Genomic DNA, 12,033 nt, shown 5'->3' with positions numbered 1-12,033 from the left:
GGGCGCAGCCACGGCTGCCCCGCGCCATGTAAATGGAGAATACGGTCATGTTGAATGTAACAAGCGGCAAAAGCCCATTTCAGGATCAGGCCCGGCTATCGCGTAACCAGTGGGCCCTGCTGGGCCTGGTAGGCGTGGGCAGCATGCTGGAATTCTGGGACGCCTACCTGATCGGCTTTATCATGGCCTTCCTGATAAAACCCTGGGGGCTCACTTACGGCGTGATGGGCGCGGTGTTGCTGGCCTCGGGGGCCGGCGCTGTACTGGGAGGGGTGGTGTGGGGCGCGGTGGCGGACCGGTTCGGGCGAAAGCCCGTGTTCATTGCGTCTCTGGTGCTGCTGGCGGCCACCAGCCTGGGGCTGGCGTTCACGCCTGAAGGGGGCTGGCAATACATGGCCGTCCTGCGCACCGTAGTCGGCTTCTGCACCGCCGGGTACTTTATCCAGATCGCCCTGGTGCAGGAGTTCATTCCACCAAAACGCCGCGGCATGCTCACCGGAATCGTGTCGGCCATTACCACGGGCGGTTTGCTGCTGGGCGCCTTCAGCGGCGCCTATCTGATTCCCGAGTTGGGCTGACGCTGGACCTTCGCCCTGGGGGCGGCGCCTGCCGTAAGCGCCTTGGTCGGCGCCTTCTATATCCCCGAATCGCCTCGCTGGCTCAGCCTGCAAGGGCGCGAAGCCGATGCCAGGGCCTCTGTCGCCTGGGCGCTCGGCCAGCCACCGGCGGCCCAGGCGGAGCTCAGCACGCCGCAGCCGCAGCCCAGCCGCTGGAAGGATATCTTCCAGTGCCCGCGCAACCTGATCACCACTACCTTGATCAATGCAGGGCTGGTAGCGGGCTATTACGGCATTGTGCTGTGGGCACCGATGTTGCTGGCCCAGTGCAGCACATCGAGCCCGCCGAGGCTTCCCGGCTGATGATCCTGTTCAGCGTATGTGGCATGGCTGCACGGTTGCTGTCGGCATACCTGGCCGACCGCGTGGGGCGGCGCAAGGTCGGCGGCTATTTTGCTTTGCTGGCGGCGCTTTCGCTGTTGGGCGCCGCCTATGCAGGAAGTGCCCAAGGCGCCTTGGCGGCGTGGTTCTGGTTGCCGCTGCTGGTTGCCTTTATCTTCGCCGACGGCAGTTTCTCGGTGTGCGCGTTGTATTCCACCGAGATCTGGCCCTCGCGCCTGCGCGGGAGCGGAGCGGGCTATGCAGGCCTCACCGGCTCTGTGGGCAAGATCATCGGCCCCATGGGCCTGGCGCTGGTGGCGGGTTCGAGCAACGCAGTGATGCCTGCGGCGACGGTAGCGGCCGTCGTGCCGGGGTTCACCTTTCTCTCATGCTGCTTGCTGGTTTGCGGCCTTACCTACCTGCTGATCGGCATCGAAGCCCGTGGGCGCTCGCTCGAATCCATGGACCAAAGCTTCGCTGAGCCCAACTCCGATCCCGCCGCGCCCGCGCTGGCCAAGAAAACCCACCTGCCCGGCCCCCGCTGAAGGCAAATCAGCAATATCCTATCGCGCAGGGCGGTTAATCCATTAGCTGCCCAAGCCTTGCCCTCTCTACAGTCAGCCTACCGCGGCGCCCCGCACGCCGCTCCCACGGGAAAAACAATAATGACGATTCGCCTGGGAATGATTGTTCCCTCCCTCAATACCATCGCCGAAGATGACCTGCGCCGCTATTGCCCAGCCGACGTGAGCTATCACATCCACCGCATTCGCTTGCGCAAGGAGGGCGGCCGGGTCACCCCTGAGGCATTGCTGCGCGCCTACCTCGAAGCAGCAGACGAGGCGACGCTGCTCATGGACCTCAACCCGTCCGCCATCGCTTTCAATTGCACAGGCGCCAGCGTTGCCAACGGTGCCACGGGCGACGAGCAACTGGCGGCGCGCATGACCGAGGGGCTTGGCATACCCACTACGAACACCATGGTGGCGATCAAGCGAGCCTTGGGTGCCGTGGACGCGAGGCGCCTGCTGCACGTGTGCCCCTTCAGCGATGTGTTTTCCAGCCTTGAGCGTGAAGCCCTCGAAGCGGCGGGCCATGAGGTGATTAGCACTGTTTCGCTGGACTTTACCGATGCGCGCAAGGCTGCGCAGATGACCCCTGACGCCATCGCCGCTTTTGTACGTGGCCATGTAACCGCTGACCTGGGCGGGATACTGCTTTCGTGCGCGAACGTGCGCGCGTTCGAAGCCGCGCAGCCCTTGGAAGCCGAGCTGGGATTGCCCGTGGTGACCAGTAACCAGGCCACCTTGTGGGCCTTGCTGCGTGACGGGGGCTGGCACGGCCAGATTCGCGGCGGCGGGCGTCTGTTCCAAAACTTCGCCTGAGCACCCTCTTTGTAAACCGCTAAAGGTAGCGAACCATGCAAATCGTCGACGCCCAGGTACATGCCTGGGCCAATGGAACCTCTACGGGACACCACCGGCGTACACCCATCACGCAGGCGGTACTGGAAGCGGAAATGGCCGCGGCCGGTGTGGACCGCGTAGTGCTGGTGCCGCCGCTGTGGGACCCGTTGGGCAACACGTATTCGCTGAGCCTGGCCAGGGCGTGCCCGCAACGGTTTTCGGTGATGGGGGTTCTCGATCCTCATATGCCGGCCCCTGAAACAACGTTGGAACGCTGGCAGGGCGAGCCAGGGCTGCGCGGTATCCGGCTGCTGTGCAATAGCCCGGAGCGCCTGGCCCCGCTGCAGGATGGCCGCTTCGACAAACTGCTGTCGCTTGCCGAATCCACCGGGCAAACGGTTGCCATCCTGGCACCCGGTGCGCTTCCGGTCATCGCCCTGATCGCCCGGCGGCATCCCGACCTTCGCCTGATCGTCGACCACTTGGGGGTGCCCCGTGGCGCCACCGGCCCTGCCGCGTTCGACCATTTGCCCACGCTGCTGGCACTGGCCGGGTATCCGAACGTCTATGTCAAGGCTGCCGGGGTAGGGGACTATGCGCTGGATCCGTATCCGTTTCGTTCGTTGGCAGAGCCCCTGCAACGTATATTCGACGCCTTCGGCACGGAGCGTGTGATCTGGGCGAGCGACCTGTCGCGCCTGCATCATCCGTATCACCAGTGTGTGAGCCATTTCTGCGACACGCTGCCGGGGTTGAGCAGCACGGAGCTCGCCAGTGTGATGGGCGGTACGATCTGCCGGTTGCTGGGCTGGAGCGGGGGCTGAGCCACAGGCGCACTTTGCGCTGTACAGGCTGTGGGCGCCAAGGCGCCGGTTCATGCACTCCACAAGAACAACAAGCCCAGGCCCAGCGCCGGGGCGAGGGAGGAAGCCACCATGTTCAAAGCAGGCAAATGGCCGTGCATCGTATTGCTGTATGTCTACGGGACGGTCGCAACTTCGCTGGTCACCCAGGCGGTGCCAGTCATCGGTGACATTGCCCGGTACTTCGAGCTGACCCATGCCTGGTCCGGTTGGGTCATCTCTATCCCTTCGCTGATTACCGCGCTCGGGGCGCTGTTCGGCGGCTGGTTGATTGACCGGATCGGCGACCGCAAGGTGATTTTTGCCGGAGCGTTGTGCGCGCTGGCCGGAAACCTTGGCGTGTTCTATGCCGAGAGTGTCAGCGTGTTGTTCGCCAGCCGGCTGGTCGAAGGCATCGGCTATCTGTCCTTGACGGTGGGCGCTGTCACGTTATTGATGCGCACCACCAGCGGCGCGCGGCGTAACTTTGCCTTGGGCTTGTGGACCTCCCACACCGCCGTAGGCATCGGCATCACCCTGAGCCTGGTCGCGCCCCTGGCGGGCCATGACGAGCATTGGCGCTGGGCCTTTGGCGGGCATGCGCTGCTGATGCTGGTGCTGGCCGCGCTGGCACCGCTGCTGCCGGCGCGCGAGCCTGGCCAGGCATTGCGCCGCCTCAGCGATATCTGGGTGGTGCTGCGCCATCCCATGCCCTACCGCATCGCGGCGGCGTCCGCAGCATCGGCCTTCATCCAGACCGGCATCATGGCCGCGCTCACCCTTTACGTCACCAAGGCCTTTGCCGTGGGTGTGCCGGTAGCGGCGGGCGTGGGCACCCTGGCCGAAGTGTTCGTGGTGGTAGGCTGCCTCGGAGTGGGCTATCTCAAGGGCCGGCGCGATTCCCGCCTGCTGGCGGTGGCCGGAGGCGTGACGCTGCTGATCGGTGGCATCTGCTTTTACCTCCCGGGCATCGCATTGAGCAGCGCGGTGGTCGCGATCTGTGCGTTTTCCCTGGGGATAGGCGTAGTGAACGGGCTGATCTGGACGTTCGTGCCCGCTGCGGCGCCCAATACCGCCGCCCTAGGTGCCACCAGCGGGCTGGTGGCCCAAGCCACTTACCTCGGCGTGCTGCTCGGGCCGCCCACGGTCTTCACCAGCTTGCTGGTGGACGGTGGGTATAGCACCTTGATGGTGATCATCGCGCTCGCCACCTTGATGCAGCTGGCGCCATTGCCGATCTGGGGGCGCAAGCGGGTCACCGGGGCCGACACCCTGGCCGTTCCCCTGCTCGACCCTCACGGGCACCGCGGCACGCCATAAGCTGGCGGGCGCGGCCAGCGCCCCCCCTTCACATTCCTAATGCTCGCCCCGCCCAAACGAGGGCACGGGCGGGCTCGCCTCTACAAAAACAACAAGGAAGCACAGGTATGAAGACACTCAAGGGCTGGCGCCATGGCCTTGCCTTGGCGTTATCGCTGAGCGCGGCGGTCACCTATGCCGCCGAGGGGCAACCCGGCGGGGCGGACGCGCTGAAGCCAGCGCCGGCAGGGTTCAAAAAACCCTTGGCCGGCTTGGGCGAAACCTTCAGCCAGGCGGGGTTCTATCCCAATCTGTTCCTGGGGCAGTGGTATATCTCCAACCCCAGCGCGGGGGTACAGCAGGGTAGCCACCAGTGGATGACGCAGATAAACGCCGGGTTCGATTTTTACCTGGAGCCATTGACTGGCCTGAAAGGCACGTCGGTGCATTTCATGGAAGGCTATGTGCCGTGGATCACCGACCAGACCGCCACCGATAACTACTTCACGCAATCGGGCAGCCTGATCAATGGCAGCAAGTCCGGGTATGTGCCTGTCACATCCCACCTTACCCGCTTTACCTTGGAGCAGGAGCTGCTGGACGGCCGGGTGTTCCTCGAAGGCGGCAAGGGGTACGTCAATGATTATGTCGCACGCCCCGACTGCCTCAATGCTTTCATGTGCATGAGCACTATCGCGATCACTCACAAACCGTCGGGCTTCAACTTTCCCAACTACTCCAACTGGTTCGGCCGGGTTGGCTACAACATCAGCCCGCAACTCAAGGTCCAGGGGCTGTGGTACAAGTCCGATACCGATGCCTCGATGACCAACGGCTGGGAGCAGTCGCGGGACACCAACTACGACGCCTACCTGCTGGATCTTCAATACGCGGCGCCTCGGGCGGACAAGCCCAAGGCTGCGGAGCTCATGGTGTACTACAACCACATCCCGCAGACCACCCAGTTGTGCCTGACCTGCGAGAAGGGCATTTCAGACTGGCAGGGCGGGGTTTTTGCCAGCACCTTGCAAACGTTCTGGCGGCCGGATGTGCGCCAGCCGAAGATGCTGCAGGGCTTCGTGTCCCTGGGCACGGCGTTCAACGACCGGCAAACCAGCAGCCCCTCGGTAGGCGGCATGGACTACGCCGTGGACATGGGCGTGATCATGCGGGCCCCATTCAAAAGCCGACCGCTGGACAGCTACTCGGTGCAACTGACCGCGGTGCAAATCACCAAGGACGAGCAAACCTGGCTTAACAACCAGGGCTATGACCACCACCGTGTCGAGTACTCCCTGGGCGCAAGCGCCATGATCAATGTGTTCGACTCGGTGTACGTGGGCCCCTATGTGGAATACCTGTTCAACACCAACCCGGTGTTTGCCGCCAACCGCGTGGTCAACCCGGGCCATGACCAGGCCTCCGACGGCCTGGGGGTAGGCTTGATCGTCACCATCCCGCTGGGCCACCTGGCAGGGCTGACGCCCAAGCGTTCCCCGTACGACGGCCATTATCCATGAGCGTGATAGTTTGGCGGCATTACCTTTCCCTGCCGGCCTACGAAATTCGACCGGACCCGTAGCAGCGAGGCTTGCCTGCGACCTTTCGCCGCTGAACCTGCGGCCCTGCCGGGCCGGTCGCCGCCAAGGCGGGCTGCTACAGGGTTCGGTCGGCCCGTGGCAAGGCCTTCGTCATGGACGACGAATGGCATAATTAGCTTGCTAAGTTTTCCCCGCCCCTGCCGATAGCTACGCAGACGGCAGCACACCGCTGCCCCGATATCAATTCTTCTCGGAATTCTAGTATGGGCTGGTTCACCAACGCGAAACTGTCGAGCAAGCTGCTCGGCTCATTCATTATTTGTGCGTGCATTACGTTGGTGATCGGCGTGCTGGGCTGCTTGACCATGAACGAACTGTCCGATCGCCTGGATGACGTGTTCTCCAATAACCTGGCCTCGGTCACCAATGCGTACGAAGCGAAGGCCAAGAACGTGGCTCAGCACCGCGATGGCTACAAGCTCATAGCGTTGGCGCAAAACAATGCTCCTCAACAAGAGCTTGCCGCCACCCTGGAATCGATGAAGGCCAACCGTGCCGCAGGCGAAAAAGCCTTTGCAGCCTACCGCGCCGCGCCTATGGCCGACGACGAGCGAGCGGCCGCTGATCAGATGGCGCGAGACCTGCCGATCTATCAGGCAAGCCTTGATAAGGTAGCCGCCGCCGTCGCCGCCCGGGATTTCGACACGGCCCACAAGCTGCTGGCCACGGAAGTGATCGATGGGTACCGTCGCGTCATGGCCTCCCAGGACCTGATCATCGAATCTAACCGGCGCCAGGCTGACGAAGCAGCTCAGGCAGCCGCGCAGAGCTCGCACTCCGCGGCCATGATGCTGTACGGCGGCATGCTGGTCGCCTTCATTGCCGCTATCGCGCTTGGCTTGCTGATCACCCGCGTGATCACCCGCCCGATCGCTGTTGCCGTGGACAGTGCCCAGCGTATTGCCAAGGGCGATCTGACCACTGCCATCGTGAGCACCAGCACCGACGAAACCGGTCAGTTGCTGACGGCGCTGTCTGGCATGCAGGGCAATCTCAAATCCACCATCATGGAAATCGCCAACGCCTCGGACCAGCTAGCTTCCGCCGCTGAAGAGTTGAATGCAGTGACCGAAGAAAGCTCCAACGGCCTCACTCGCCAGAACGACGAGATCCAGCAGGCGGCTACTGCCGTGACCGAGATGACTTCGGCGGTAGAAGAAGTAGCCCGCAATGCGGTGTCCACTTCCGAAGCGTCGCGCGCCACATCCGACGAAGCCCATACTGGCCGTAGCCAGGTGCAGAAAGCCGTGGGCGCCATCGAAGGCATGGCGCGTGAATTGAACACCTCCTCGGAAACCGTGCAAACGCTGGCCGGGCAAGTGCGTGACATCGGCAAGGTGGTCGACGTGATCCGAGCCATCGCCGAACAGACCAACCTGCTGGCGCTGAACGCTGCCATCGAGGCCGCCCGTGCTGGCGAACAAGGCCGTGGTTTTGCCGTTGTGGCGGATGAAGTCCGTGCCCTGGCGCACCGTACTCAGGTGTCCACCGGGGAAATCGAGAGCATGATCAGCACGGTTCAGAACACCACCAACCAGGCGGTGTCGGCCATGGGCAACAGCCAGAAGCTGGCGGCCAACACTCAGGAACTGGCCCAGGCCGCCGACGCTGCCCTCGACCGCATCACGGTCGCGGTCGGCGGCATCAACGAGCGTAACCTGGTGATCGCCAGCGCTGCGGAAGAACAGGCTCACGTCGCGCGCGAAGTGGACCGTAACCTGATCAATATTCAGGACCTGTCGACCCAGACCGCCGCCGCTGCCAACCAGACCAGCGCTTCGAGCCAGGACCTGTCCAGGCTCGCCAGCTCGTTCAATGTGATGGTGGGGCGGTTCAAGCTGTAACCCTTGCCACGCTCATTGGCCCACTCGAAAAACCCGCTCCGGCGGGTTTTTTCGTTTGAGCACACACTCCAGGCGCGGCGGGCGAGGTAGGGTTGGCCATGTGTAGCATGGGCGAGCAACCAGGCGGGCAAAAAAAAGCCCGCCGAAGCGGGCTTCGAAGCGGGCGAAAGTCAGGGAGCAATGCGGTGCGTAGGCTTACCGGGCGGTGAGCGCCGAGTAGCTGTTCATCAGGTTGCGGTAGTTGGGGATGCGCTGGGACAGTAGGTTGCCCAGGCCTTCAATGTCGTTGCGCCAGTCGCGGTGCAGTTCGCAGGCCACCGAGAACCAGTTCACCAGTTGCGCACCGGCGGCGCTCATGCGGTTCCAGGCGGCTTGTTGCACGGTCTTGTCGAAGGTGCCGGAGGCGTCGGTCACCACGAACACGTCAAACCCCTCCGCCAGCGCCGAGAGCGTTGGGAACGCCACACAAACGTCAGTCACTACGCCGGCGATGATCAGTTGCTTGCGGCCAGTGGCCTTGATTGCCTTGACGAAGTCTTCGTTGTCCCAGGCGTTGATCTGGCCAGGGCGGGCAATGTAGGGGGCGTCGGGGAAGATTTCCTTCAGCTCCGGCACCAGCGGGCCGTTCGGGCCTTGCTCGAAGCTGGTGGTGAGAATGGTCGGCAGGCCGAAGAACTTGCCACAGTCGGCCAAGGCCAGCACGTTGTTCTTGAATTCGTTAGGGGTGAAGTCTTGCACCAGCGAGATCAGCCCGGTCTGGTGGTCGATCAGCAGCAGTACGGCGTCGTTCTTGTCCAGGCGCTTGTAAGTAGTCATGGCATCAATCCTTTTGAGTAGTGAGTAGTAGGGGAGCAGTTCCACAACCGCCGGTTTGAGTGGCTGCGGTATGGGGGCCACTTTACGGAGAGGTGGTTGGGAGGACAATTAGCCGAAAATGGACTTAACTGATTCCTTATTGGAAACAATGACTGGAGCTAATACATGACCGTTCGAATTGCCCTTATCGGCGCCGGTGTGATGGGGCGGCAGCACGCTACCTACCTTGAACGCAATCCCGATACCGAACTGGTTGCCATCAGCGACCCGTTCAACACGAGCCTTGCCGAAGAGCTTGGCGTGCCCACCTTCGCTGACCATCGAGCAATGCTTGAGCACGTGGCGGTAGACGGCGTGATCATCGCCAACCCCAACGACCTGCATGTGAGCACCGCCCTGGACTGCCTGCGGGCGGGCCGTCCGGTGCTGCTGGAAAAACCGGTGGGCACCCATGTCGAAGAAGTGCGAGCACTGGTGGCGGCCGAAGCTGAATCCGGCGTGCCCGTGCTGGTAGGGCATCACCGTCGCCATAACCCGATCACCGCCAAAGCCAAGGCCATCATCGACAGCGGCAGGCTCGGCCGCATTACCACCTTCACAGGGCTGTGGCAGTCGCAGAAGGACGACGCCTATTTCGACGTGGAGTGGCACCGCCGCCAGGGTGCGGGGATTCTGTTGATCAACCTGGTGCACGACCTGGACCTGATGCGCTACCTGTGCGGCGAAATCTCCATGGTACAAGCCATTACCAGCACCGCCGCCCGTGGCCACGAAGTGGAAGACACCGCAGCCCTGTTGCTGCAATTCAGCAATGGTGCGTTAGGCACTCTCACCGGCTCGGATGCCTGCGCAGCGCCCTGGAGTTGGGAGCAAAGCAGTGGCGAAAACCCCGCTTTCGCGCAGCAGCCTGAGCAACCCTGCTACCTGATCGCGGGCACCCTGGGTGCGTTGTCCATACCCCAGCTACAGCTATGGACCTACGGCGAGCAGAAGGGCTGGCATCACCCGCTTCAGCAATCCGCTGAGGCCAAGGCAGAGGGCACCGCGTTGGGCAACCAGCTGGCGCATTTCGTACAGGTGATTCGAGGTGAAGCCAGGCCGGTGATCGACGCCGCCGATGCCATGCGCACCTTGGCGCTGGTGGAGGCCGCCCGCACAGCGGCCAGCGAGGGCAGGCGGGTGAACCTTCCCTGATGAAACCCAGGCCTGATGGCAGGCCCGAACTACACTCAAGCATCCTGCGAACCGCCTTCGGTTCGACCCTGGAGCCTGTCATGCCTGCCACCGAACCGTTACGCACCGGTAAAACCCTGATCGACTTTTCAGGCAATGACGACTTCAGCTACAGCGCTGAATTCACGGGGCTTCGAAGTACGTGGATAGCAGGCCTCACATCCAACGGCCTTAGCGATGACTACGTAGTGGCGTTGCTCGGTGTTACCGGTCAGCTGCAGCTTGACTACGACGATGATGGGGTAGGGCGTGTTCCCCAGGCTGACCGCTTCGATGAAAACAGCGGGCTGGCGGGCGAGCCGTACGCGGATATCCTCACCAGCCAGTTGAGCACGGACGGAGGCGCTTACACCCTCAGTGTCCTCGCTGCCAGAAGCTCGATCAGTGTCCCGGCTGTTGAGTTCGCTGCCGTGCTCCTGCCAGTGGCCGCCGCAGCGCCAACCTACAGCAACGTGCAACGGGAAGCGGATGCTACCGTGCTGGCCAGCGCACGCAGCGACGCCACCCTGAGCGTGGCCCATTTCACCAGTAGCGGGGTGCTCGACCCGGCCTTTGGCGATGCGGGCATTGCTACCCTGACCCTGCCGCAAGGCCTGGCCTTCGACAGCGCCACGCCGCTTGCGCTACAGGCGGACGGCCAAATGGTGGTTGCCGGTTACAGCGAAGCCGGTGCGGGTGGGGATTTCTGCGTGGTGCGTTTCAAGTCCGACGGCACACTGGATACCGGCTTTGGGAACGACGGCACCGCCACCTACCCAGTCGGGCCGGGCGATGATTTTGCCCGTGCCGTCGCCGTGCAGGCGGACGGCAAGGTCGTGATCGCGGGCACCAGTGAAACCAGTAGCGGCGACTATGACTTGAGCGTGATCCGCCTCAACGCCGACGGCAGCCTGGACACGAGCTTCGGCGACGGGGGCAAAGTGACCGTTGATTTTGAAGGCGGGCGTGACGCCGCCCAAACAGTGGAGGTGCGGGAAAACGGCACCATTCTAGTGACCGGCAGCGCCCAGAATGCCGAAGGCAATGCCGACATCGCCGCCGTGCAGTTCACCGCCGACGGCTCGCTTGATACCGGGTTCGGTGACCCTGCCGACGGCCTGCACCATATCACCGGGCATAACGGGGATAACCTGCTGGCGGGCACTGCACGCGACGAACTGCTTTCAGGCCAGGGTGGCGAGGACCTGTTAAACGGCGGGGCTGGGCGTGACCGGCTCAAGGGCGGCGAGGGCCAGGACGTATTCGGTTTCAGCGAGCGCGGCGACAGTTACCGCACCGCCAGCGAAGGTTTCAGCGACGGCATCGTGGACTTCGATCCCACCCAGGACATGATCGACCTTACGGCGCTGGGCTTCACGGGGCTAGGTAACGGCCATGACAACACCCTGGCGGTGAGTGTGAACGCCAGCGGCACGCGTACTTACCTCAAAAGCTTCGACGCGGATGCCAATGGCCACCGTTTTGAAGTGGCACTGCAGGGCGACCTCAGCGGGCAGTTGAATGAAACCAATATCGGTTTCGTGTCCGCCATTCTGGAAGGCGACGACGGCAGGCAGAGAATCGAGGCCACTCACCTCGCTTCGGAGGTGTTCGGTTATGGCGGCAGCGATACGCTGATTGGCGGCTTTGGAGACGATACGCTGGACGGCGGCGAGGGGCGCGACGTATTCAACGGCCGAGCGGGAGCGGATACGTTCCGCTACACCGCGCTGACAGACAGCTATCGCGACGCGACCCAGAGTTACAGCGACCGTATCCTTCTGTTTGAGGTGTACGGCGACCGTATTGACGTGGCTGCGCTTGGCTTCACCGGGTTGGGCGATGGTCACAACGGCACCCTGGCGATCACTGTGAGCGAGGCAGGCACGGACACCTACCTCAGCAGTTCTGACGCCAATGCCGACGGCCAACGGTTTCAGATCACCCTGGCCGGCGATCAGAGCCAGCTACTGAAGGCGGAGAACTTTGTGTTCGCGCCTGCGCCGGCCAATGACGTTGAATTGCTGGGCGTGGCCGAGACTGCCGCCTAAGGTGAGGCGGCAAGCCAGGCCACC

General features: G+C 63.1%; 9 protein-coding genes and 2 pseudogenes. 10 read left to right on the top strand and 1 reads right to left on the bottom strand.

Going from position 1 to position 12,033, the window contains the following annotated elements; all coding sequences use genetic code 11:
* Positions 1 to 32 precede the first annotated feature (32 nt).
* The 8 genes and pseudogenes from G7016_RS25040 (at position 33) to G7016_RS25525 (ending at position 7,930) form a co-directional block, all read left to right on the top strand.
* Positions 33 to 920: pseudogene (locus tag G7016_RS25040) on the top strand (MFS transporter).
* A complete protein-coding gene (locus G7016_RS07575) occupies positions 860 to 1,483 on the top strand; it encodes an MFS transporter (RefSeq protein WP_181112384.1) in 624 nt (207 codons plus the stop codon). The pseudogene G7016_RS25040 and the gene G7016_RS07575 overlap by 61 nt, the downstream one beginning before the upstream one ends.
* A gap of 120 nt (positions 1,484 to 1,603) precedes the next feature.
* Positions 1,604 to 2,323 carry a maleate cis-trans isomerase family protein gene (locus G7016_RS07570; RefSeq protein WP_181112382.1) on the top strand — a complete coding sequence of 240 codons (720 nt, stop codon included), beginning with the start codon at positions 1,604 to 1,606 and terminating at the stop codon, positions 2,321 to 2,323.
* Positions 2,324 to 2,358: 35 nt separating this feature from the next.
* Complete coding sequence (locus tag G7016_RS07565; protein WP_181112380.1) at positions 2,359 to 3,168, top strand: amidohydrolase family protein; 810 nt, start codon at positions 2,359 to 2,361, stop codon at positions 3,166 to 3,168.
* A 111-nt stretch (positions 3,169 to 3,279) separates the two neighbouring features.
* Entirely contained in the window at positions 3,280 to 4,506 is a 1,227-nt protein-coding gene (locus G7016_RS07560; RefSeq protein ID WP_181112378.1) for an MFS transporter, read from the top strand.
* Positions 4,507 to 4,613: 107 nt separating this feature from the next.
* Positions 4,614 to 6,005 carry a carbohydrate porin gene (locus tag G7016_RS07555; RefSeq protein ID WP_181112376.1) on the top strand — a complete coding sequence of 464 codons (1,392 nt, stop codon included), beginning with the start codon at positions 4,614 to 4,616 and terminating at the stop codon, positions 6,003 to 6,005.
* A 284-nt stretch (positions 6,006 to 6,289) separates the two neighbouring features.
* A pseudogene (locus G7016_RS25530) lies at positions 6,290 to 7,072 on the top strand (MCP four helix bundle domain-containing protein); the annotation flags it as partial.
* Complete coding sequence (locus G7016_RS25525; RefSeq protein ID WP_375139687.1) at positions 7,067 to 7,930, top strand: methyl-accepting chemotaxis protein; 864 nt, start codon at positions 7,067 to 7,069, stop codon at positions 7,928 to 7,930. The pseudogene G7016_RS25530 and the gene G7016_RS25525, both read left to right, overlap by 6 nt.
* A gap of 195 nt (positions 7,931 to 8,125) precedes the next feature.
* Here G7016_RS25525 and ycaC read toward each other — a convergent pair whose 3' ends face one another.
* Positions 8,126 to 8,746: an isochorismate family cysteine hydrolase YcaC gene (gene ycaC, locus G7016_RS07545; RefSeq protein WP_181112372.1), complete on the bottom strand. Its 621-nt coding sequence runs from the start codon at positions 8,744 to 8,746 to the stop codon at positions 8,126 to 8,128.
* A 165-nt stretch (positions 8,747 to 8,911) separates the two neighbouring features.
* Between ycaC and G7016_RS07540 the strand changes: the two genes are divergently transcribed.
* Positions 8,912 to 9,940 (top strand): Gfo/Idh/MocA family protein, encoded by a 1,029-nt coding sequence (locus tag G7016_RS07540; RefSeq protein ID WP_181112370.1) that lies wholly within the window; start codon positions 8,912 to 8,914, stop codon positions 9,938 to 9,940.
* 80 nt (positions 9,941 to 10,020) lie between these two features.
* Entirely contained in the window at positions 10,021 to 12,009 is a 1,989-nt protein-coding gene (locus G7016_RS07535; protein ID WP_181112368.1) for a hypothetical protein, read from the top strand.
* Positions 12,010 to 12,033 lie beyond the last annotated feature (24 nt).

Origin of the sequence: Pseudomonas japonica (assembly GCF_013522925.1) — a bacterium.
In the GTDB taxonomy this organism is placed as follows: Bacteria; Pseudomonadota; Gammaproteobacteria; order Pseudomonadales; family Pseudomonadaceae; genus Aquipseudomonas; species Aquipseudomonas japonica_A.
This window is presented reverse-complemented; position numbering and strand designations above follow the sequence as displayed.

Excerpts from the sequence above, each read along its gene's own strand:
- G7016_RS07570 (WP_181112382.1), top strand. The coding sequence starts at position 1,604 with ATGACGATTCGCCTGGGAATGATTGTTCCCTCCCTCAATACCATCGCC.
- G7016_RS07565 (WP_181112380.1), top strand. The coding sequence starts at position 2,359 with ATGCAAATCGTCGACGCCCAGGTACATGCCTGGGCCAATGGAACCTCT.
- G7016_RS07560 (WP_181112378.1), top strand. The coding sequence starts at position 3,280 with ATGTTCAAAGCAGGCAAATGGCCGTGCATCGTATTGCTGTATGTCTAC.
- G7016_RS07555 (WP_181112376.1), top strand. The coding sequence starts at position 4,614 with ATGAAGACACTCAAGGGCTGGCGCCATGGCCTTGCCTTGGCGTTATCG.
- G7016_RS25525 (WP_375139687.1), top strand. The coding sequence starts at position 7,067 with ATGCAGGGCAATCTCAAATCCACCATCATGGAAATCGCCAACGCCTCG.
- ycaC (WP_181112372.1), bottom strand. The coding sequence starts at position 8,746 with ATGACTACTTACAAGCGCCTGGACAAGAACGACGCCGTACTGCTGCTG.
- G7016_RS07540 (WP_181112370.1), top strand. The coding sequence starts at position 8,912 with ATGACCGTTCGAATTGCCCTTATCGGCGCCGGTGTGATGGGGCGGCAG.
- G7016_RS07535 (WP_181112368.1), top strand. The coding sequence starts at position 10,021 with ATGCCTGCCACCGAACCGTTACGCACCGGTAAAACCCTGATCGACTTT.